The sequence below is a fragment of the Rhizobium sp. R86522 genome, from assembly GCF_042466255.1.
Taxonomy (GTDB): Bacteria; Pseudomonadota; Alphaproteobacteria; order Rhizobiales; family Rhizobiaceae; genus Allorhizobium.
The window spans coordinates 2,796,700-2,818,972 of sequence record NZ_JAXHBX010000001.1 but is presented as its reverse complement, the minus strand read 5'-3'; the positions used below and the strand labels follow the sequence as shown (position 1 = coordinate 2,818,972).

The window sequence follows — 22,273 nt, the reverse complement described above, 5'->3', positions numbered from 1 at the left end:
GCGCGGGAAACCGCGCCGTTTTCGTTTGCCTGCGATGCTTCGGCCGCTCAGGCCTTGTCGACCGGAGCCTGATCGGAAGGCTCGGGCGTTTCCTTGCGCGAAGCGGAAAGATAGGTGTCGAAGATCTGCTCCATGCTCTTCTGGTAGCTCTTCTGCACTTCAAGCCCGCTGTCGAACATGGTGTTGACCATGGCCGCAAAGCTTTCCTGCGCTTCCTTCTCCGGAGCCTTTGCCGGCTCTGGCTGAGCTTTCACTGCCCCGGTCGGTTGCCCGGTCATTTGCGCAGTATAGGCGGCCGCCATGTCCTGGAAGGCCTTGGTGAAGGGGTTGTCGATGAAGGGGTTGGCGGCTGCCTGTGGTTCCGGCTTCTTCTGTCCGCCCATCATGTCCTGGAAGGCGCGCATGAATGGATTGTCGAACATCGCCGCTGCCATTGCCGCCGGTTGGGGCTGAGGCTTCGGCTGCAGCCCGGTATTTTCCAGCCATTGCTGCATCATCGCGCCCATCGGTGTTCCGGCAAAGGCATTGGCGCCAGAGAACTGCCCGGTGGTCTGCTTGAAGAGTCCACCCATCAATGTATCCGCCATGACAGGCATCATCTGTTTCAGGATGTCCTGCCCAACGCCCGTCAGTTGGGCGGCCTGCGCGGCGATGGCCCGCGACACTTCCTTGGAGCCGAAGAGTTGCTGCAGAACCTGATTGCCGTCGGCGATGCCCTGTGGCGTGAAGGCCGAGCTCATGTCCTCGAAATATTTGGCATAGTTGCCCGAAGTCATCGCCTGGACGAGCGCTGAGAAATCGTAAGGATTGGTGGTGTTGCGCTTGAAGCCCGAGGCGAAGGCCGGCATCAGCGCCGCAACTGCCTTGGCGGCCTGTTCCTGCGCCAGACCATATTGTTTGGCCATGGCGTCCATCGCCATGCCGTTTTGGGCCTGCAGCATCATGTCGAACAGTGGCAGCATGGCATTTCTCCCCGGATGCGTGCAGATGATTCAGCACTATATCCGGAATGGCCATCAGGCAAACCGCTTTTTGCCTGATGGCTCAATGCCATGGGTGGCGCAACGGCGTGCTCAGTACTGATATTCCTCGAAAACGGGCTCGACCGACCCGTTCCAGCGTCCGTGGTAGAGAGCCAGCAGGTCATCGGCCAGCGTCATCCGCTTGGCGAGGACCTCGTCCAGCGTGTTCAGGAACACCGTCTCGTCCTGGCCTTCGGAATTCAATTGGCCGCGTGCCTTGAGCCCCGCGCGGGACATTTCCACGACCTCGCGTGCCACTTCCATCAGCGGGCGCCCCGCGACCGAAGCCTTGAGCCCCTGGGCCGGGACGGCATCGCGCATGGCGATTACATCCTCGACGGTCCAGTTTGCGGTCAGATCGTCGGCCGCAGCGAGCGCCGTTTCGTCGTAGAGCAGGCCGACCCAGAGCGCTGGCAGCGCACAGATGCGTCGCCATGGGCCGCCATCAGCGCCACGCATTTCAAGGAAGCGCTTCAACCGCACATCGGGGAAGAGGGTGGAAAGGTGGTTGGTCCAGTCACCAAGCTGCGGCTCCCACTCGGCGACTTCGCCCTTGAGTGCGCCGTCCATGAACTGGCGGAAGGTGATGTGGGTGCAGTCGTGGTAGCGCCCGTCGCGCACGATGAAATACATCGGGGCATCGATGGCCCAGGCAACGTAATCGCCGAAAGAGAAGTCCTTCGAGAAGGTGAAGGGCAGCACGCCGGCACGGCGATTGTCGGTGTCGCGCCAGATGTCGCCCCGCCAGGAGAGAAGCCCGTTCGGCTTGCCTTCCGTAAACGGCGAGGAGGCGAACAGCGCGGTTGCCAGCGACTGCAGCTTCATCGACACCCGCATCTTCTGCCGCATGTCGGCTTCCGAGGAGAAGTCGAGATTCACCTGGATCGTGCAGGTCCGGTACATCATGTCCAGACCCTGGCTGCCGACCTTCGGCATGTAGCGGGTCATGATGTCGTAGCGTGACTTCGGCATGCGCGGGGTGTCCGCCAGCGTCCATTTCGGGCTGCCGCCGATCCCGAGGAAGCGGATGCCCATGGGTTCTGCGACTTCCCGCAGCACGGCAAGATGCTGGTTCAATTCCTTGCAGGTCTGGTGCAGTGTCTCGACGGGGGCGCCGGACAGTTCGAACTGGCCGCCCGGCTCGATCGAGATCGCGCCCATGCCGTCTTGCTCGCCAAGACCGATGATGTTCTCGCCGTCCATGATCGGCTCCCAGCCGAGCTTCTGCTGCATACCCTTGAGCAGAGCGGAGATGCTGGCTTCCCCATGATAGGGAACAGGGCTGTTGTCGGCCCGGAAGAAGGCGAACTTTTCGTGCTCCGTGCCGATCCGGAACTGCTCCTTCGGCTTGGACCCAGCCGCCATATAGGCTGCCATGTCGTCGAGAGTGCCGAGAGGGGTCTGGTCGGTGGTGTCACGGGCCATGGAAGCTACCTTGCTGGGCGTCGCCGAGTGGGCTCGATAGAGGCCCATCACTGAGGCTGATTGAACCGGATTTCTGTGCCGTGCAAGTGAAAATCTCTCATGCACGGCTCAAAAAACTGGAACGAAGTGAAGCGGAAATAAAGGCTAGCGCCAGTCGCCGATCCCGGCCTGCACGACGGCCATCGCGGCGACCGCTGCCGTGTCGGCTCTCAGGATGCGGGGGCCGAGCGGAATGGCCGTCACGAAGGGCAGGGACCGCAGCAGAGCCCGCTCGTCTTCCGAGAAGCCGCCTTCCGGGCCGACCAGCAGCGCGAGCGACTTTTCCTCGATCCGCGAGAGCGCGGGCAGGGGATTTTGCGTGGCGCTGTCCTCGTCGCAATAGATGATCCGCCGGTCCGAGGGCCAGCGTTCGAGCAGATCGCGCAGCTTGACCGGCTCGACGACCTTGGGAATGGCGAGAATGCCGCATTGCTCGGCGGCTTCCACGGCATTCGCCTGCAAGCGTTCGATGCTGCCGATCTTGCCCTGCACGTGTTGTGTCATCACGGGCTGCAGGATACCGGCGCCCATCTCGACCGCTTTCTGCACCAGATAGTCCATACGACCGACCTTGAGCGGCGCAAACAGGAAATGCAGATCGCAATCATCAGGCTGCGGACGCGTCTCTTCGGCCGGCGTGATCATGATCTTTTTGCGTGTCGGAAAATGCACGCGCGCCTTCCACTCGCCATGCCGTCCATTGAAGACGAGCAATTCGCCACCCTCTTCGAAACGCAGAACATTGGCGAGGTAGTTGAACTGCTCCGCCGTCGCCTCGAAGGCTTGGTCAAGAGCAAGGTCGGCGGTCACGTAGAGCCGCTGCATCCGGTAATTGGCACGCATGATGGTCTCGTCTCCGGGATCAAAGAGCGATCAGAGACATAACCCAATACAGCACGGCTGCAAGGCCAGCCGACGCCGGAACGGTGATGATCCACGCCGCCACGATCGTCATGAAGTGTGAGCGGCGCACCAGATAGCGACGACGGATCTCTTCCGGATTGCGCTCCGGCTTCGGCTCGATGACGAAACGCTCGGCTTTGCTGCGCATGTATTCCATGCGGCGCTTGGAATTGCGCGTGTACCACTCACGGAAGAAGCCGACGCCGAAGACGGCACCGACGGCGATGTGGGTGGAGCTGACGGGCAAGCCAAGCGCCGAGGCAACGATGACGGTGATGGCTGCCGAGAGCGAGACGCAAAAGGCGCGCATCGGGTTGAGTTTGGTGATCTGTTCGCCGACGAGCCGGATCAGACGAGGACCGAAAAGCAGCAGTCCGAGCGAGATGCCGGCAGCACCGATGATCATAACCCAGAAAGGCACTGTGACCTGCCCGGAAATCTCGCTGTCCTGCGCCGCATGCACGATGGCAGACAGCGGACCGATGGCGTTCGCCACGTCGTTTGCGCCATGGGCGAAGGAAAGCAGGGCAGCTGCAAAGATCAGCGGCAACTGGAAGAGCTTGCGCAGCGACTGGTTTCGGTTCTCCAGCCCGCGCGACTGTCTGCGGATCAGCGGCACGCTGAGCCACCACGACAGGAAGCCGAAGGCAAGGCCGATCAGGCAGGCCTGCAACAGGCTGATGGAAATGAGCTTGTTGAGGCCCTTGAGCGCCAGATAGGCAGTGAAGGAGCCTGTCATGATCCCGATCAGCAAGGGCACCCAGCGTTGTGCCGCCAAGATCTTGTCCTCGCGGTAGACGATGAATTCCTTGATGAAGGCGAGGAAGAGCGCCGCGATCACACCGCCGAGGATAGGCGAAACGACCCAGCTTGCCGCGATGCCGCCCATGACGCCCCAGTCGACGGCAGACATGCCCGCTGCCGCGACACCTGCGCCCAGCACGCCGCCCACCACGGCATGGGTCGTGGATACAGGTGCGCCGATCCAGGTCGCAAGGTTGACCCAGAGCGCCGAGGAGAGCAGCGACGCCATCATCGCCCAGATGAAGACATCGGCACTCGGCATCTTGGCCGGATCCACGATCCCGCGTGAGATCGTTGACACGACGTCACCGCCGGCAATCAGCGCCCCTGCCGTTTCGAAGATCACGGCGATGGTCAGAGCCACGCCCATGGTCATGGCGCGTGATCCAACGGCAGGTCCGACATTGTTGGTCACATCATTGGCGCCGATATTCATCGCCATATAGGCGCCGATCGCGGCCGCCGCGACGATGATCCACGCGCCCGGCCGGTCCATGGCGAGCGCTCCGGCAAACACGGTGGCGAGCACCATGAAGATAAGCGCGATGCCAAGCGGTGCAAAACCTCGTGAGACGTGCTGCGCCGCTTCCTCGACATGGGCGATCTTGTCGAGATCCTTGTCGAGCGTCGGCTTCACGAGTTTTGGCTTTGGCTTGCCCATGGCGGGTGTCTCCGGAAGAGGGTCCCTGTCCGGTTTCCTCATTCTCTTGTTGTAGCGGCAGATGATGACGCATAGTCCGTGGGCCACAGGCACGTCACGGCATATCTCATCGGGTCGCAGAAGCCCCTAGCGACAAAGGGGCTGCGCTGCAATATGACAGTTTTGTGACAGTCGCTTTCAGGCCCGTTTTACAGCCTTTTCTGGGATTGGCGCGGGCATTTGTGTCAGCTTCGGGAATTCCAGGAACAGTGACTTGAGTTCCTGTTCCTCGACGCGGGTGGCTGCTTCCGCGCAACTGACCCACTCGAGACGACGAACGCCCTTCTCGGGGAACTCCTTGACGAAGCCTTTCACGTCGAGCGCGTGGACCTGAACGCGGGTCGGCACCTTGTGCCCGCCACGCATCTTCTTCATGTAGGTATAATAGCCGACGGGCTCGATGCCCGCCTTGCCCTTGACGCCAGCCTCTTCAAAGGCCTCACGTTCGGCGATGGCATGGGGCTGCTTGCCCGGCATGTGCCAACCCTTCGGAATGACCCAACGCCCGGTATCCCGGCTTGTGATCAGCAGAACCTCGAGCTCGCCGGTCTTCTTGCGCGTCCGGTGACAGATCGCAGCAAACTGCTGCCGCGGCGGACGCTGCAGCATGAGCCTGAGGTCAGATGTGATACGGCCAATGATACCCAATGAACTTGCACCTCAATTCGTTTTTAAGGCTACGCCAAAACGCCGCGCGCTTGCGGCCAATCTTGCGTGGATGATACGCTTTTCACACGATGGTTATCGCTGCCTATCAGGTGTAGGCGCCATGTGTTCAATTCAATGCGACATTCGGTACTCGAAAGTCGCATTTGCCGACATCTAGTTGTCTTTCGACGTCGCAAACACGCCGAATTCCTGCAGCCCGTCAATCACGCCGCGGGCCGCGGTCCCTTGAGTGGCGATCATGCCCGGCCGTGCCTGCGCGAGGCTGACGAGTTCGGGAAGCGCATTGCCCGGCATGATGCCGCGCACGCCATCGAGCTCGAACATCGCCCTGTCATTGCCGGTGTCGCCCGCAACCACCACCTCGTCCAGGCCGATCTCAAGCTCGCCGCAGAGCCAGGTGAGCGCCTTTCCCTTGTCGGCGACATCAGGCAGAACGTCGAGATCGCGGGCGCTGGAATAGACGACCCGTGCTCGATGACCAGAACTGGCGAGCATCTGTTCCAGTTCCAGAATATCCTGCGCTGTCGCATCATGGAGATACCAGCTCGACTTGTAGTCATGCTGATACTGTGCCGGTTGCCGCGTCAGCCGCTCCATCATCACGAGTTCCGCCTCGATCAGGTCGACATCGAAGCCATCAGCGATCAGCGCCGTATACTGGTCCGACAGATGAGGATGGTCATACGAATGCACCATGGTGCCGACGCCGCCGATCAGAAAATCGGCTTGCGGCAAACCTTGTTCCCATGTGAATTCCATGATGTCCTCGATCAGGCGGCCACTGTTGTAGACCAACAGCGGTCGCTCGCCGTCCGGCAAGGTCTGCCACAGCCGCGCGAACTCGACTGACGCATCGCGGTCCCCCGCGAGCGTTCCGTCGAGATCGGACGAAAAGAGCCGGATCGGTTTCAATCCCCGTCGTTCCATGGTTCTGCCCAGTCGCTTTCTTCAAGAGCTTGCGCCACCGGACGGCCTTCCACAAGAGCCACGAGTTGCTGAGCGATCCCGGTCCAGGTGAAAAGACTGCGAGCCTTGTGCGCACCCATGCGCGACAACCGCCCGTAAAGCCTCGGATGCTTGAAGGGCTTCATCATGGTGATGCCGAGATCATATTTGTCGAAGGGGTCGGCAAACAGCGCATGACGACCATAACTGACGGCGCGGAAGAGGCCGCCATGGATGGTGACGATCGTCGGCGTGCCGCTCGCCATGGCCTCGATGGCCGTCATGCCGAAGGGCTCGTAGCGACTGGAGAGTACGAAGAGATCGGCGGCGCGATACATGTCAGGCAGGTCTTCGTCGGGAATGAAGCCGGAGAATTCTACCTTGTCTGAGATGCCGAGATCGGTCACCTGCTGCTTGAGCTGGGCTAGGATCGTCTCTTCCTGCGCATCGAGGCTTTCCCCACCGAGCGCCAGCCGCAACCGCGCGTCCGGCACGCGCTCCGCCATGACGGCAAAGCCGTCGATCAGGAGATCATAGCCCTTGTTGGTTGCCAGTCGCCCGAGTGCCAGAACCGTTTTGCCTTCGAAGCCGAAGCGTTGGCGCACCATCTGCCGAGAGGATTCCGAGACCGGATAGAAGCGATTGTCGTCATAGCCAGGCGGGATCATGTGCACGCGATTGCGTGCCAGTCCATAATCCTCGGTCAGCATGTCCAGCTGGATCGGCGTGGTGGCAATCACCAGCTGGCAGCTGCGATAGACGATCAACTCGTGCTGGATGCGTTCCTTGAAGTTGAATTCCTCGTCGAACCTGTCGGCGCGCTCCGGATAGTCGGTTTCCATCTGCCGCTTTTTCCACATCCCAAGCGAATGCGGCGTGTGGATATGCGGCACGCGAAGCGCTTCTGACAGACGCTGTCCGGCAACGCCGGCATCCCAGTAGTGGCTGTTGATGAAGAGATAGGTCAGTCCCTCGCGCTTGATCCAGCGCAGGGCCTTTTCGTTCCATTCGGTCAGATGCCGGTGCAGATATTCCTTGGGAATGAAATCCCGTCCGCCACAGGGAATGCGCACGACGCGCACGTTTTCGTCCACCTCGTCGATCTCAGGCTGGTCTTCAAAGCGGCGGGTGAAGATATCGACCTTGTGGCCGAGCTGGGCGAGTTTCTTTGCAAGTTCGAGAACATAGACCACCTGGCCGCCGGTATCGGCGGCTCCGAGTGGCGGCTGGGCTGCGACGTAGCCATGCGTTGAGACGAGCGCGATGCGCGGCGTCTCATGCGGATCCGTTTGAAGTGCCATAATCCCCACCTTCTGAAAATTTCGTTCTTAAGAAGCGGGAATAGTAACGCACTAGGTCGGGAATTGTTTCGTTTTTTAGATGAAATTTTCGCGATGACCCGGAACCTTTACGTCCGGGCCTTCGCAAGCGCTCACGCCGTCGTCCCGACGATGACGATATGGAGTGCCCGTGGGCCGTGGGCACCCAGCAGCAATGTCTGTTCGATATCGGCAGAGCGAGACGGCCCGGTGATCATGTTCACCGTGCGCGGCATCGTCTCGCCCTGAGCCTTCCGGAGGTTCGCCCAGAGGCTTTCCATATCCCCGACAATCGCGGCCGCCTCGACGACGACGATGTGATGGTCGGGCAGGAAGTTGAGTGTCACCGGGTTGTCGGGCCCAGAGAGAACGCAGAGCGTACCCGTCTCGGCGATCCCGCCGAAGGCGTGACTGACCGCGACAAGGTCATTGCCGTCGGACGCGCCAGATCGGACCTCCAGCGTGCCGGCTGTTTGCCAGGAAAGTGATGTCAAACGGGGATCGCCACCGATGCGGATGGAGGCCGGCAGGTTGCGCTGCTTCAGATACTCCGCGACGGCAGCCGGCAGGCTGCCGGATGTCCCGAGCCGCTCCGTGGTCGCATTGTATTTTTCCGCCATGGCGATGAAGAGGGCGAGCCGCTCATCGGCCGGAAGCTGGCCGCGCTTCGGAATGATTCCTTGCGGGCGCTCGACAAGGCGATTTGCTACGACTGCTGCTCGCTCGCCGTCGCCTCCGGTCGCTTTCAGCGAGGTACGGATGCGGGAAAGAATGGCCTGGCGGCTGTCCATGGTTCAGGCTCCCTGCTTCTGGCGTGCGGCCCATTGCTGGGCAAAGGTCTGCCCCTCCGGTGCCGGCAGATCGCGAATGTCGGTCCAGCCCGAGGCAAAGGGCAGGGACGCGATCCGTCCCCGACTGCCGCCGATCAAGCTCAGCATACGCGCGCCGATCGATGTCGCCATACGATAGAGCTTCGGTCGCTTGGCAAAGAAGGCCCAGACACCCAGTCCATAGCGCGCCGTCGCGGGGTTGAGATGGTTCTCGAACTCGCGCTCGCGCCAGTGCCGCATCATCTTCGGCAGTGGGATGTGCATCGGACAGACGCTTTCGCAGCGCCCGCAGAAGGTCGAGGCATTCGGCAGATGCCCTGAAATGTCGACACCGAACAGCGACGGCGTCAGCACCGCCCCCATGGGACCCGGATAGACCGAGCCATAGGCATGGCCACCGACGGCGTGATAGACCGGACAGTGGTTCATGCAGGCGCCGCAGCGGATACAGCGCAGCATGTCCTGGAACTCGCTGCCGAGCATGGCGGTACGGCCATTGTCGAGCAGGATGACGTGATACTCCTCCGGCCCATCAGGATCTTCGGCCCGGCGCGGCCCGGTGGAGAAGGTCGTGTAGACCGAGATGTCCTGCCCCGTCGCGGAGCGGGCGAGAAGCCTGAGGATCTGCGAACAGTCTTCAAGCGTCGGCACCAGCTTCTCGATCGAGGCGACGACGATGTGCACCTTGGGCAGCGATTGTGTCAGGTCGCCATTGCCCTCGTTGGTGACGATCACGGAGGTGCCGGTCTCGACGATCAGGAAGTTGGCGCCGGTGATCCCGACATCTGCCTGGAAGTAACGCTTGCGCAGCACCTGCCGCGCTTCGGACAAGAGCGTTTCCGGTGCTGTGAGGTCGCGCTTCGGGTCGAGATGCGTGTGCACCCGGCGGAAATCCTCTTCCACCTGCTCCTTGTTGAGATGCACCGCAGGCGCAATGATATGGCTCGGATGCTCGCCGCGAAGCTGGATGATGTATTCGCCGAGATCGGTCTCGACCGGCTCGATCGCGTGTTCGGAGAGGAAGTCGTTGAGATTGATCTCCTCCGTGATCATCGATTTGCCCTTGGTCACGGTCTTTGCCCCGACCCGCCGGCAGATGTCGAGCACCAGCTGGCGCGCATCCTCGGCGCTCTCGGCCCAGTGCACATGGCCGCCGGTTTCCGTCACCTTGCGCTCATAGGCTTCGAGATAGAGGTCGAGATGGGCGAGCGTGTGGTTCTTGATCTCGCGGCCCTTGTCACGCAGGGCGTCGAATTCGGGAAGGGCAGCGACTGCGGCCGCACGTTTTGCGATGAAACCCTTCTCGACATTGGTCAGCGCCTTCTGCAACTGGCCGTCGGCCAGCGCTCGGGCTGCATTGTCCTTGAACTGCGGGGCGGTGAATTGCATGCCTTCCTCCTCCCTTTGTGTCCGTTACTTGCCGCTGCCGGCAATCGGCCGGCTGTCGGTCATCCCGGCCAACACTTCCGCGACATGCCGAACCTCGATGGATGAGCCCTCGCGCTTGAGCTTGCCCGCCATGTTCATCAGACAGCCCATGTCGCCGGCGAGCAGCAGATCGGCGCCGGTCTCCCCAATCATCGCCGTCTTCTTCGACACGATCTTGCCTGAGATATCGGGATATTTGACGCAGAAGGTGCCGCCGAAGCCACAGCAGACATCCGAGCCTGTCATCTCTTTCAGTTCCAGCCCCTCGACGCTGGACAGAAGCGCGCGCGGTTGCTTTGCGATGCCGAGTTCCCTGAGGCCAGAACAGCTGTCGTGATAGGTCACGCTCTTGTCGAGCTGGACCTTGACCTCGGTCATCCCTCTGACATCAGTAAGAAAGGAAACGAGTTCGAACACCTTGTCCGAGAAGCGCCGACAGCGCTCCTCCCAGAGCGGATCGCCCTTGAAGAGCTCGGGATAATGCATCTTCAGCATGGCCCCGCAGGACCCGGAGGGGAGAACGACATAGTCGAAGCCTTCGAACTGCTCGATCACCTGCTTTGCCAGATCACGCGTATCCTTGGTGTCACCGGAATTGTAGGCCGGTTGACCGCAACAGGTCTGGGCGATCGGCACGTGCACGTCGCAGCCGGCATCCTCGATCAGCTTTGCCGCAGAAAAGCCGACGCTCGGCCGGAAGAGGTCCACAAGACAAGTCGCGAAGAGGCCGACCTTCGGCCGGATTTGGGCTTGGCTCACGCTTTTGTCTCCGTTTTCGAAAGGTTAGCCGTACGGCCCGTGCGACCGCCGTCGCGCCGGATGAGCCTGAGTTTCGCGACCCGTCCCCATTCGCCGGCTCGCGCGCTTTCGTCGGCCGCCCGCATGACGAAATCGATATGCGCCTGAGCTGCAGCCTTGGCCGCTTCCGGATCGCCGGCGAGGATTGCGTCATGGATCGCTACATGCTGATCAAGAAGCCTCTCCCGCGCATTGGGCAGCGAAAAGACGGCCTTGCGGTTGAAGAAGATGCCCTCCGACAGGAGCCGGTAGCAGGCCCGCATGGTGTGCAGGAGAATGATGTTGTGCGCCGCTTCGCCGACGGCATTGTGGAATTCCACGTCGGCCGCGAGTTCGTCTTCCGGCTCCTGGGTCCCGTGGGCGTGACGCATGTCCTCGATGATCCGGGACAACAGCGCCTTGTCGGTCTCCGTCGCCCGCTGGGCCGCCAACTCTGCCGTCAGGCCCTCGAGTTCACGGCGATATTCGAGATAGTCGCGCGTGGCGCGGGCATGCCGAGAAATGAGATCGGTGATCGGCTTGGAAAACACCTGGCCGATGATGTCGGCAACGAAGGTGCCGCCGCCATGATGGCTGATCAGCAGTCCCCGGTTTTCCAGCTCCTTGAGCGCATCGCGAAGGATTGGCCGCGACACCTCGAGCGACTGGGACAATTCCCGCTCGCCCGGCAGCCGGTCACCATCACGCAACACGCCGTCGAGGATCAAAAGCTCGATCTGCTGCACCACCTCGTCGGCGGTGCGGCTGTGGCTGACGCCGGAAAACAGTGTCTGGTCGCTCTCGATCATTACCCTCTCCATGCCGTTTCATAGCAAGCGGAATGACAAGTGGTCAACTTTGTTGTCCAGTTGACTGCTGCGGAATTCGTCGAAAGCGGGGCTGTGACGTTTGCACCTTTGCGCTGACGCGAGCGCACTGCTAGCTTGCGATAGGGCAAGGGAGGCGGTCGGCGTGGCAAAGGGTGATTTTGCATTTCCAATGGCGCCGGAGCGGGCGCTGGCGCTCGGAGAAATCCATGCCAGACCCTATGCGCTGGTCAAATCCGGCCGGGTCATCTTCCAACTTGCCTTCATGATGGATGGCGGTTCGGCCGTGCATCACGCGGCCATTTCCGAACTGTCCCGCGCCCGCGGCGTCGCCCCGCCGGAGAAGAATGGACGCTATCATTCGCTCGCCTGGGGGCAGGGGACGCTTCGTTGGGAAAGGCATACCGAGTTTTCCACCTGGTTCTGGGACGGCCCGCTGCCGGAGAGCTTCGGTGGCGAAGTGCCGATCCATCCCTTCGGCGACGGCTTCATCGCCCCCGGTCCGCTGATTTCGGGGATCCGCCTCGAACTTCGCCCTGATGGTCCCGAAATCGCCGATGCCCATGCCGCCTTCGATCCGGCAAGCCTTTGCTATAGCGAGTTGAAGAACGGCCAGGCGGCTGTGCTCACCGACTTTCGCCAGGACGGTCATGGCCTCACCCAGATCCTCGTCATTGACAGAGGCATGACCGAAGCTGGCCGCGGCGCCGTGGTCCAGCGCCTGCTCGACATCGAAACCTATCGCACCATGGCTATGCTCGGCCTGCCGCTCGCCCAGACACTGTCACCGGAGATCCGCCGCATCGAGGACGGTCTGACCGCCGTCACCCAGCGGATGAAGGCCCATGCCCGCGACGAGTCCGACGAGATGCTCTCCGAGCTTACACGCCTTGCCGCCGAGCTTGAAGCCAATGCCGCCTTGAGCCTCTATCGGTTTGGGGCCAGCCGCGCCTATGACGGCATCGTGCGCGAGCGCATCAAGACGCTGGATGAAACGCCGGTGCCCGGTCACGAGACGCTGGGCTCCTTCCTCGAACGCCGCCTCGCGCCCGCCATGCGCACCTGCCAGTCGATCGAGGAACGTCAGGCCAACCTCTCGCGGAAACTCTCGCGTGCTACGGCTCTCGTCCGGTCCTGGATCGATGTCGAGCTGGAACGGCAGAATTCCGACCTGCTGACCGCCATGAACAGCCGCGCCGAAATGCAGCTGCGCCTGCAGCAGACCGTCGAAGGCCTCTCGGTCGCCGCCATCTCCTACTATGTCGTCGGCCTCGTCGGTTATGCCGCCAAAGCCATCCCGCACGACCTCCTACCCTTCGACACGGCCATCATCACCGGTATTTCGGTGCCGCTCTCCGTGCTTGGCGTCTGGTGGGTGGTTCGACGGATCCGTAGGAGCCACGAACGGCAAGGCTGATCAGCTCTTGCTGACGCGCCCTGCGGATCGATATATGATCGCAGACAAGCGGCGGATGACAGGCAGAATGGCGAAGCAGACCAAGGCGAAACTCGACAAGAAGGGGCTGTCAGGCCTTGGGCTCGAGAAACTGGTCGATATCCTCTTGGAGGAATCCGCGGCCAACAAGGCGCTGAAGGCACGCCTCCAGACGGCGCTCGCCGGCGAAACCGGGCCGGATGAGATGGCCCGCCTGATCGACAAGCGCCTCGATGCGATCGACCAGGCGACGACGCGGATCAACAAGGCACGCGCCCGTGATCTCGCCGGGGAATTTGCAGCCCTTGCCCGCAACATCCTCTCCGAACTTGGGTCAGCCGATCCTCAGGTCGCAGCCGAGCGTATTGTTCGTTTCCTCGGCCTGCGGTTTCCGGTCTCCGCACGTTTGGCCACGGACAATGCTCGCCTGTGGAAGGTTTTTGACGACACGGAACTGGCGACACTCGACCTCATCAAGACCGTCGGGGCCGAGGAGCAGGTCCTTCTCGTGCCGCATATCGAGCGCCTGCGGTTGCGCGATCGCTACGGTGAGCACACCGGTTTCCTGCGTGCGCTGACCGGCGTCGTCTCAGGCCCGGCCGCGAAGGCATGGCGAACGGTGCTGGCCGAAGTCCTGCCCTCCGAACCCCTGAAGCTCGGCGCTCTTGACCTCCTGCAATCGCTCGCTTTGCATCAGGGCGATATCGACGATTTCCTGGTGCTCGAACGCCAGAAGCCCGAAAACCGCCGCGATACGCTCGCTGTCGCCGAATTGCTGCATCAGGCCGGTCGTTTCGAGGCCGCGCTGGAATGGGTGCGCGAGCGCCCGCGTGGCGTCCGCCTGATCCCGGTCAACGGAGTTCTTGCCTCCGTCGGTCCGGATTATGGCGCCCATGAGCGCCGTCTGCTGGAAGCCGAGATCCTCGAAAAGCTGAAGCGCCGCGAAGACGCGCAGGAACTGCGCTGGCGCGAATTCGGCGAAACCCTCGATCCATCCGTACTGAAACTCTACCTGTCGAAGCTCGACGATTTCGCCGAATTCGATGAGCTCGACCGGGCACTGGCGCTGGCGAAAGAGCACGAGGACATCTATCTCGCGCTTGATTTCTTCCTCGCCTGGCCGCGTCTCGATCTTGCCGCCGCCCACGTCCTGCGCCACCAGCATGATTGGGAAGGCCGCCACTACGACGATCTCGCCCCAGCCGCCGAAGCGCTGTCGGCAAAGGAGCCGCTGGCCGCCGTCGTGCTCTACCGTGTACTAGTTGAAGATATCCTCAGGCGCGGCATCGGCATGGCCTATCCCCATGCTGGCCGTTACGTCGGCGAGCTCGCGCGCCTCATGCCGAACCTGCCCGAAGGTCTCGGCCTCTCGACCCACGCCGCCTTCCTCGCCGAATTGCGGCGCAATCATTCGAAGAAATACGGGTTCTGGAGTTCGGTGCCGGGCGGGCTATCGGGCTAGTGCTAACGCTCCCAATAGGGCACGGGCCCATAAAGCTCCGCCAGATAATCAATGAATAGCCGTACTTTCGCGGGCAAAAACTGTCGGCTCGGATAGACGGCCGACAGCGCCACGTTGCGCGAGCTTTCATACTGCGGCAGCACCTGCACCAGCTTGCCGCTCTTCAGTTCCGCGCCGATATCCCAGGTGGAGCGCAGCGCGATCCCGAGGCCCGCAATGACTGCTTCGCGGAGCACCTCGCTGGAATTCGTGATCAGCATGCCCTCGGGCCTGAGTGTCACCGGCCCGGTCGGACCTTCCAGGCGCCATGAATCGTGATTGTGTGCTGGCAGGCAGCGATGCTTCTTCAGGTCGTCGAGGGTTTCAGGCGTCCCGTGCGCAGCAAGATAGCTGGGAGCCGCGCAGAGCACGCGGCGCACCGGTGCGAGCCTGCGCGCAACGAGCGACGAATCGTTCAACTCCGCGATGCGGATCGCGAGATCGAAGCCTCCACCGACGATGTCGGTGAAGTCATCCGACAGCACCAGATGGATGGCGAGGTCCGGATGCGCCTCCATGAAGGGCTTCAAGTGCGGCGCAACATGCATGCGGCCAAACGAGGTCGATGCCGAGATCTTCAGCGTGCCGTTGACCTCCGAGGAGCGACCCGACGCGAAGGCTTCGGCCTCTTCCAGTCCGCCCAGCACGGTCAGCACCCGCTCGTGAAATCCCTGGCCGGCTTCCGTCAGCGAGATCTGCCGGGTTGTGCGCTGCAGGAGCCGTGTGCCGAGCTTGTCCTCCAGCCGCTTGATGCGTTTGGACACAACGGCGGGCGACAGGCCGAGGTCGCGTGCCGCGGTCGACATGCTGCCGGCCGCAATCACACGGACGAAGACTTCGAGATCACCGAGATTGGTCATGAGTGAGCGCCACTGTTTCCGATTTGGTCATAAGTGCATAGCATTTGCTCCACGAAAGTCCTAGTGGTAATAAAAATAGACCAGTTGAGCGGCGGGCGCTGCGCAGCTAGGATCTGGGCAAAGAGGGGAGACATTTCATGAGCGAAGCCATCGCCTTTCTGCCGCCGAGGCCCGACGTCCTGTCGCGCCGCGCCGAGATCCTCGCCGACTTGAAGGAGCTGGTGCCGCAAGGGCGCCTCGTCGAGGAGCGAAACGCACTCGTCCCCTTCGAGACCGACGGCTTCATCGCCTATCGCCGCCGCCCGCTCGCGGTCGTCCTGCCCGAGACGACAGCCCAGGTGGCCGCCGTCATGAAATACTGCCATCGCTACGGCATCCCCGTCGTGCCCCGTGGCGCTGGCACCTCGCTCTCGGGTGGTGCCATTCCGCAGGAAGATGCCGTCGTGCTCGGCCTCTCCGCCATGACCCGGATCCTTGAGGTCGACTACGCCAATCGCTGCGCGACCGTTCAGGCCGGCGTCACCAATCTCGCGATATCGGATGCCGTTGGCTCTGACGGCTATTTCTACGCTCCCGATCCAAGCTCGCAGCTCGCCTGCACCATCGGCGGCAATATCGCGATGAATTCCGGCGGTGCCCACTGTTTGAAATACGGTGTGACCACCAACAACCTGCTCGGCGTGAAAATGGTTCTCGTCGACGGCACGGTGGTCGATCTCGGCGGCAAACATCTGGACGCGGAGGGGTATGACCTGCTCGGCCTCGTCTGCGGCTCCGAGGGCCAGCTCGGTATCGTCACCGAAGCCACCGTTCGCCTCCTCGCCAAACCCGAAGGCGCGCGCCCCGTGCTCTTCGGTTTCGACAGCGCCGAGGAAGCCGGCTCCTGCGTCGCCGATGTCATCGGCGCCGGCATCATTCCGGTCGCCATCGAATTTATGGACAAGCCCGCGATCGAGATCTGCGAGGCCTTCGCCAAGGCCGGATATCCGCTCGACGTGGAGGCCCTGCTGATCGTCGAGGTCGAGGGCTCCGAAGCCGAGATGGACGCGATGCTGGCCGCCATCGTCGAGATCGCCAAACGCCATGGGGTCAAGACCGTGCGAGAAAGCCAGTCCGCCAACGAGGCCGCCCTCATCTGGAAAGGCCGCAAATCCGCCTTCGGCGCCACCGGCCGCATCGCCGATTACATCTGCATGGACGGAACCGTGCCGCTCAGCCAGCTCGCTTACGTGTTGCGCAAGACCTCCGAGATCATCGACCGCTACGGCCTGCGCGTAGCCAATGTCTTCCACGCCGGTGACGGCAATATGCACCCACTGATCCTCTACAACATCAACGACCCTGATGACGCAGCGAAGGCCGAAGCCGCCGGCATGGAGATCCTCAAACTCTGCGTCGACGCCGGCGGTTGCCTCACCGGCGAACACGGCGTCGGCATTGAGAAGCGAGACCTGATGCTGCACCAGTTCACCCAAGTCGACCTTGACCAGCAGATGGCCGTGCGCTCGGCGTTCGATGCGGACTGGATTCTCAATCCGTCGAAGGTCTTTCCGCTGGAGGGGAGAGGATGATGACGAGTATGCTGAACCCCTCGACCGAAATCGAAGCCGCCGACGTCATCCGCGATCATGCCTCCCGCAAGACCCCGCTCCACATCCGCGGCGGTGGCAGCCGTGCGGGCTTTGGCAATCCTACAGCCGCAGACGCCACTCTCTCTTCCGCAGCCCTCACCGGCATCGTCGAATACAATCCCGCCGAAATGGTCATCACGGCCCGTGCCGGCACACCCGTTGCGGAGATCGAGGCGGCCCTTGCCGAAAACGGGCAAGGCATGGCCTTCGAACCCATGGACCATCGGGGTGCCATGGGCACCTCGGGCACGCCCACCATTGGCGGCCTGTTCGCGGTCAACAGCTCCGGTCCGCGTCGCTTCACGGCAGGTGCCGCCCGTGACCATCTGCTCGGTGTGCGCTTCGTCAACGGGGCAGGGGACGTCGTGAAGGCCGGTGGCAAGGTGATGAAGAACGTCACGGGCCTCGATCTCGTCAAGCTGCTCGCCGGCTCCCACGGCACGCTCGGTTTCCTCACCGAAGTCACTTTCAAGGTTCTGCCCGTGCCGAAAACGGCGACCACCATCGTTCTCTCGGGCCTGGAAGACGAGCAGGCGATGAAGGCGCTCGCCGCTGCCCTGTCGCTCTCCGTCGAGGTCTCCGGTGCGGCCCATCTGCCGGAAAGCGTGCGTGGCCAATTCATTGGCGGCAAGCTTCCTCAAGGTGCGGCCACGGTCATGCGCCTGGAGGGGCTCGAAGCCTCGGTAGCCGTGCGTGCGGAAAAGCTGATGGCCGCCGTTGCTGGTTTCGGCCCGGTCAGCCGTCTCGACGCTGAAGACACCAAAGCGCTCTGGGCAGAAATCCGCGATGTCATGCCCTATGCCGATGGCACGGCCCGGCCGCTCTGGCGCCTGTCCATGGCTCCGTCGCAAGCCTGGAAGCTGGTCGCGGGCCTCAGGCTCCGCGCCGGCATCGACGCCTATTACGACTGGCAGGGCGGTCTCGTCTGGATGCGTATGGAGGCTGATCCCGAGGCAGAGGTCTTGCGCCATGGCATCCGCACCCTTGGCGGCGGCCATGCGACGCTGCTCCGGGCAGCACCTCAGATCCGCGCCGAAGTGGCCAGCTTCGAGCCGCAGGCTCCGGCGGTTGCCTTGCTTTCGGGCCGGGTCAGGGCAAAACTCGATCCTCACGGGATTTTCAATCCCGGACTGATTGCATGAAGGAGTTTTGTCATGACTGATCCGAATTACCAGCCGCCCGTTTCATCCGGCGAGGGCTGGTTCTCCCCTGGGCGTATGAATGTGCAGGTGGTCTACTGCCTCTATCTCGTCAGCTTCGTCGTCGGCCTCACCGGCATCGTCGGGCTGATCATGGCCTATGTGAACCGCGGCAAGAGCGAGCCTTGGGTCGACACCCATTATACCTATGCCATCAGAACCTTCTGGATCGGGCTGCTCTATGCGCTGATATCAAGCATCCTGATGCTTGTTGCCGTCGGCGTCATCCTGATTTTCGGCGTCGCCATCTGGATCGTCGTCCGCTGCGTCATCGGCCTGCAGAAGGCCTCGGCCGGCGAGCCGATCGCCCGTCCCACCAGCTGGTGGATCTGAAAACGAATGAAGGGAGCGGCCCTGCCGGCCGCGCTTTGGGAGGATTTGCGTGCAGACCAATTTCACCGCCGAGCAGCTCGCCGATCCCCATGTCGCGGAAGCCGAAGCCATCTTGCGCAAATGCGTGCATTGCGGCTTCTGCACTGCCACCTGTCCCACCTATGTGACGCTTGGCAACGAGCTCGACAGCCCGCGCGGCCGCATCTACCTGATCAAGGACATGTTGGAGAACGGCCGTCCGGCGGATGACCAGATCGTCACCCATATCGACCGCTGTCTCTCCTGCCTTGCCTGTACGACGACATGTCCCTCCGGCGTCGACTACATGCATCTGGTCGATCATGCCCGCATCCATATCGAAAAGACCTATCGCCGCCCGCTGATGAACCGGCTGACGCGCAATATGCTGGCCATGGTTCTGCCCTATCCGGGCCGCTTCCGTCTGGCCTTGAAGCTCGCCGCCCTCGGACGCCCCTTCGCCGGCATCTTCGATCAGGTAAAGTCACTCAAGCCGATGGCCGCAATGTTGAGGCTCGCGCCTTCCAAGGTCGCGCCACCCTCCGACTTCGCCAAGCCCGCTATCCATGCCCCAGCTGCAACCCGCCGTGGCCGTGTCGCGATCCTCACAGGCTGCGCCCAGCCCGTCCTCGATCCCGGTATCAACGAAGCCGCGATCTCGCTGCTCACTCGTCTTGGCGTCGAAGTCGTTGTACCGCAAGGCGAGGGCTGCTGTGGCGCACTTGTCCACCATATGGGCCGCGAGGAGCAGGCTCTCGACAGCGCTCGCCGCAATGTCGACGTCTGGACCCGCGCGAGCGAAGCGGGCGGTCTCGACGCGATCATCGTCACGACCTCGGGCTGCGGCACGACGATCAAGGACTACGGCCACATGCTGCGCGTCGATCCGGCCTATGCCGAAAAGGCAGCGCGCGTTTCGGCACTCGCCAAGGACGTCACCGAGTATCTTTCGACCCTCGATCTGCCTCTCGCGGAGACGAAGGGGCTGACCGTCGCCTATCATTCCGCCTGCTCGCTGCAGCATGGCCAGAAGGTGACGATGGCGCCAAAACTTCTGTTGAAGTCGGCCGGCTTCACGGTCAAGGATCCGCCGGAAGGCCATCTCTGCTGCGGTTCAGCCGGCACCTACAACATCATGCAGCCTGAGATTTCAGCCAGGCTGAAGGCCCGCAAGGTGAAGAATATCGAGGCGACGAAACCCGATATAATCTCTGCCGGCAACATCGGCTGCATGACCCAGATCGGCTCGGCGACCGGCATTCCCGTCGTCCATACGGTCGAGCTTCTGAACTGGGCCTATGGCGGTCCTCGTCCGAAAGCGCTGGATCGCCGCACGGCGGTTTAGGCGAATTGTTAAGCGGTTTCTGTAAGACTTGTCCCGGGATGAAGCATCCCGGGAGATCGTCATGGCCAAGAGAACACTGCCCTTTGTATTCCTGTTTCTGTGTCCCATGGCGGTGCCGGCTGCAGCCATAGAGCGCATCTATTGCGCCAGTTCCGACCCGATCCTCGACATGTCGCTGGAAAGTGGCTTCAGCAACAAGGATCAGGAAAGGATCGTCCATTTCCGCGGCATGGCTGGCGTGAAGGACAAGGCGGCGCCAGCGGGCTTCCAGCGCTTCCAGATCACCTCGAAAATGCTGAAGCAATACTGGATCGATGAGCGCGACCTGCGCTTCAGCATCCATGCCTTTGCCCCGGAAAGGGAGCCGCTCTATCGCGTGTCTGTGGCGATGATCACCGACCGTAATTCGAGCACCACAAAGCGGTTTACGGGGCGCTACGACCTGAAAGTCGTCAAGCTGAAGATGGGCAGCGCCGTCGGCGGCGAGCAGATCCTCTCCCACGAGGGTGATATCTTCTGCGACATCAAGCGTTGACCGAGTAACACGAACCGAAACGACAACGGCCGCATCTTGGCGATGCGGCCGTCTGCATTTCATGAGTAATGTTTGGGCTCAGCCGCCGAAGATCGTGCGCAGGATGTCCACGCCCTTGTCGTCGAAGGAGACGTCGCCCTGGCGATTGCCCGGGCCGATCACGATCACCTTGGAGCCGATATCGGCGCGCTCGTAGAGATGCTCGACATCCTTGTTCATCATGCGAATGCAGCCGGATGACATGTTGAGGCCGATGGTCCAGGGCTGGTTCGTGCCATGGATGCGGAAGATCGTGTCACGGCCACCCTTGTAGAGATACATGGCGCGCGCGCCGAGCGGATTGTCCGGTCCGCCTTCCTGTACGACCGGCAGGATATGGCCCTTGGCCGCTTCGCGGCGGCGCATTTCTGCCGGCGGGCGCCATGACGGCCATTCCGCCTTGCGGCCGATCTTCACCACGCCCGACCAGCCGAAGCCTTCGCGGCCGACGCCGACGCCGTAACGGGTCGCGCGGTTGTTGCCTTCTACATAGTAGAGAAACTTGTTGTTCGTATCGATGATGATCGTGCCCGGCTTTTCGTCCGTTGTCAGGCGCACGACCTTGCGCTTGAATTTTTCAGGCACTTCCTTGCGCTGCTGGGCAACAAGCGTCACATCGCTGGTCGTCTGAATGCGATTAAGGCTGATGGCGCTGGCGGGCGCCGGCAAGGCGATGGTAAGCGCGATGACCGCCACCGCCGCCTTGCGAAGAGTCGTGTTGAACATAGACAATCCCCCTGATTTTCAGGGCTGAAAGCCTAGCCGCTTCGCCTATCAAAGCAAGCGCTAATCGATGTATTGTGATATTGCCTGTGCCTTAGATCACAATGACCCTGGTGCCGACCTTCACGCGCTCGTAGAGATCCGTCACATCCTCGTTGCGCATGCGGATGCAGCCGGAGGAAACGCCGTTGCCGATCGACCAAGGCGCGTTGGTTCCATGAATGCGATACAGCGTCGAGCCGAGATAGAGCGCGCGGGCACCCAGCGGATTTTCCGGGCCGCCCGGCATGTGGGCAGGCAGGAAGTGGCCCTTGGCTGCCTCGCGGGCGATCATCTCCTGCGGCGGGCGCCAGTCCGGCCATTCGCGCTTCGCGGTCACCTTGTGCGTGCCGGCCCATTCGAAACCTGGCTTGCCGACGCCGACACCGTAGCGCTTGGCCATACCGTCGGCCATCACCAGGTACAGGAAGCGCTCGCGCGTATCGATGACGATCGTACCCGGCTTGTGCTTGGTCTGGTACTGGACCATCTGCGGCAGGAATTTCGGCTCGATCTGGGTGCGCACCGGCTTGTCCGGCCGCATCGCGACCTGTTGCGGCGCCGGCTGCTGCTGCGGGAAAAGAACACGCCGCTGCTGCACGAGACGACGCTGCTGCTGCACCGGCTGCTGACGCAGCACCTGTTGCGGCTGCTGCACCACCCGCTGACGCCCTGCCGGAACGGCCTGACGCATGCGCTGTGGCGTGGCAGAACTGCGCGTCTGTGCCGGAACGCCGCCGAGTTGCAGGACCCAGGATGCCTGGAGGTCGGGACTGACCATCACAGGCGGACGGCTCTTGTAGCGATCACTCGCATGGACAGGCAGGGCAATCGACAGGCTGGTCAGCAAGGCCAGTAACAGGGAACTCTTCGACATCGGACAACTCACGAACTAGGGACCGGATGCGGCGGCACAACATGCCGCCA

21 protein-coding genes are annotated in these 22,273 nt (G+C 62.2%); 7 read left to right on the top strand and 14 right to left on the bottom strand.

Annotated elements, in window-relative coordinates; translation table 11 throughout:
* Positions 1-47 precede the first annotated feature (47 nt).
* From SJY08_RS13815 to SJY08_RS13765, 11 genes are all read right to left on the bottom strand, one after another.
* A complete protein-coding gene (locus tag SJY08_RS13815) occupies positions 48-962 on the bottom strand; it encodes a DUF937 domain-containing protein (protein ID WP_377276304.1) in 915 nt (304 codons plus the stop codon).
* A 111-nt stretch (positions 963-1,073) separates the two neighbouring features.
* Positions 1,074-2,447 (bottom strand): glutamate--cysteine ligase, encoded by a 1,374-nt coding sequence (locus SJY08_RS13810; protein ID WP_377276302.1) that lies wholly within the window; start codon positions 2,445-2,447, stop codon positions 1,074-1,076.
* A 144-nt stretch (positions 2,448-2,591) separates the two neighbouring features.
* A complete protein-coding gene (locus tag SJY08_RS13805; protein WP_377276300.1) occupies positions 2,592-3,329 on the bottom strand; it encodes a 16S rRNA (uracil(1498)-N(3))-methyltransferase in 738 nt (245 codons plus the stop codon).
* A gap of 19 nt (positions 3,330-3,348) precedes the next feature.
* The gene (locus SJY08_RS13800) at positions 3,349-4,854 is read right to left on the bottom strand and encodes an inorganic phosphate transporter (protein ID WP_377276298.1); all 1,506 of its coding nucleotides are present in this window, start codon (positions 4,852-4,854) and stop codon (positions 3,349-3,351) included.
* A gap of 177 nt (positions 4,855-5,031) precedes the next feature.
* Complete coding sequence (locus SJY08_RS13795) at positions 5,032-5,541, bottom strand: NUDIX hydrolase (RefSeq protein ID WP_377276296.1); 510 nt, start codon at positions 5,539-5,541, stop codon at positions 5,032-5,034.
* Between the two features lie 174 nt (positions 5,542-5,715).
* On the bottom strand, positions 5,716-6,474 hold the full coding sequence (locus SJY08_RS13790) for an HAD-IIB family hydrolase (protein WP_377276294.1): 759 nt from the start codon (positions 6,472-6,474) through the stop codon (positions 5,716-5,718).
* A complete protein-coding gene (locus SJY08_RS13785; protein ID WP_153761549.1) occupies positions 6,471-7,808 on the bottom strand; it encodes a glycosyltransferase family 1 protein in 1,338 nt (445 codons plus the stop codon). The genes SJY08_RS13790 and SJY08_RS13785 overlap by 4 nt, the downstream gene beginning before the upstream one ends.
* A 131-nt stretch (positions 7,809-7,939) precedes the next feature.
* Complete coding sequence (locus SJY08_RS13780; protein ID WP_377276292.1) at positions 7,940-8,617, bottom strand: lactate utilization protein C; 678 nt, start codon at positions 8,615-8,617, stop codon at positions 7,940-7,942.
* Between the two features lie 3 nt (positions 8,618-8,620).
* Positions 8,621-10,045, bottom strand: a complete 1,425-nt coding sequence (locus tag SJY08_RS13775; RefSeq protein ID WP_377276290.1) for a LutB/LldF family L-lactate oxidation iron-sulfur protein — start codon at positions 10,043-10,045, stop codon at positions 8,621-8,623.
* A 24-nt stretch (positions 10,046-10,069) separates the two neighbouring features.
* Entirely contained in the window at positions 10,070-10,843 is a 774-nt protein-coding gene (locus tag SJY08_RS13770; protein ID WP_054148777.1) for a (Fe-S)-binding protein, read from the bottom strand.
* On the bottom strand, positions 10,840-11,670 hold the full coding sequence (locus tag SJY08_RS13765; RefSeq protein ID WP_054148778.1) for a FadR/GntR family transcriptional regulator: 831 nt from the start codon (positions 11,668-11,670) through the stop codon (positions 10,840-10,842). Before SJY08_RS13765 ends, SJY08_RS13770 begins: the two co-directional genes overlap by 4 nt.
* Before the next feature lie 163 nt (positions 11,671-11,833).
* Between SJY08_RS13765 and SJY08_RS13760 the strand changes: the two genes are divergently transcribed.
* Both SJY08_RS13760 and SJY08_RS13755 read left to right on the top strand, forming a co-directional pair.
* Positions 11,834-13,105, top strand: coding sequence for a DUF3422 family protein (locus SJY08_RS13760; RefSeq protein ID WP_054148779.1), 1,272 nt, complete (start codon positions 11,834-11,836; stop codon positions 13,103-13,105).
* 67 nt (positions 13,106-13,172) lie between these two features.
* Positions 13,173-14,585, top strand: coding sequence for a DUF6880 family protein (locus SJY08_RS13755; RefSeq protein WP_377276287.1), 1,413 nt, complete (start codon positions 13,173-13,175; stop codon positions 14,583-14,585).
* Between the two features lie 2 nt (positions 14,586-14,587).
* On the opposite strand, the gene SJY08_RS13750 is transcribed toward SJY08_RS13755, so the two are convergent.
* Entirely contained in the window at positions 14,588-15,484 is an 897-nt protein-coding gene (locus tag SJY08_RS13750; RefSeq protein WP_054148781.1) for a LysR family transcriptional regulator, read from the bottom strand.
* Between the two features lie 137 nt (positions 15,485-15,621).
* Between SJY08_RS13750 and SJY08_RS13745 the strand changes: the two genes are divergently transcribed.
* From SJY08_RS13745 to SJY08_RS13725, 5 genes are all read left to right on the top strand, one after another.
* Complete coding sequence (locus tag SJY08_RS13745; RefSeq protein ID WP_377276284.1) at positions 15,622-17,055, top strand: FAD-linked oxidase C-terminal domain-containing protein; 1,434 nt, start codon at positions 15,622-15,624, stop codon at positions 17,053-17,055.
* 8 nt (positions 17,056-17,063) lie between these two features.
* Positions 17,064-18,257 carry a glycolate oxidase subunit GlcE gene (glcE, locus tag SJY08_RS13740; RefSeq protein ID WP_377278601.1) on the top strand — a complete coding sequence of 398 codons (1,194 nt, stop codon included), beginning with the start codon at positions 17,064-17,066 and terminating at the stop codon, positions 18,255-18,257.
* 12 nt (positions 18,258-18,269) lie between these two features.
* Positions 18,270-18,647, top strand: coding sequence for a DUF4870 domain-containing protein (locus tag SJY08_RS13735; protein ID WP_054148783.1), 378 nt, complete (start codon positions 18,270-18,272; stop codon positions 18,645-18,647).
* A gap of 49 nt (positions 18,648-18,696) precedes the next feature.
* Positions 18,697-20,010: a glycolate oxidase subunit GlcF gene (glcF, locus tag SJY08_RS13730; protein WP_377276282.1), complete on the top strand. Its 1,314-nt coding sequence runs from the start codon at positions 18,697-18,699 to the stop codon at positions 20,008-20,010.
* 61 nt (positions 20,011-20,071) lie between these two features.
* Positions 20,072-20,545, top strand: a complete 474-nt coding sequence (locus SJY08_RS13725; protein WP_054148785.1) for a hypothetical protein — start codon at positions 20,072-20,074, stop codon at positions 20,543-20,545.
* 78 nt (positions 20,546-20,623) lie between these two features.
* Here SJY08_RS13725 and SJY08_RS13720 read toward each other — a convergent pair whose 3' ends face one another.
* Entirely contained in the window at positions 20,624-21,310 is a 687-nt protein-coding gene (locus tag SJY08_RS13720) for a L,D-transpeptidase (protein WP_069042075.1), read from the bottom strand.
* Between the two features lie 91 nt (positions 21,311-21,401).
* Positions 21,402-22,223, bottom strand: a complete 822-nt coding sequence (locus SJY08_RS13715) for a L,D-transpeptidase (RefSeq protein WP_069042074.1) — start codon at positions 22,221-22,223, stop codon at positions 21,402-21,404.
* Positions 22,224-22,273: the final 50 nt, after the last annotated feature.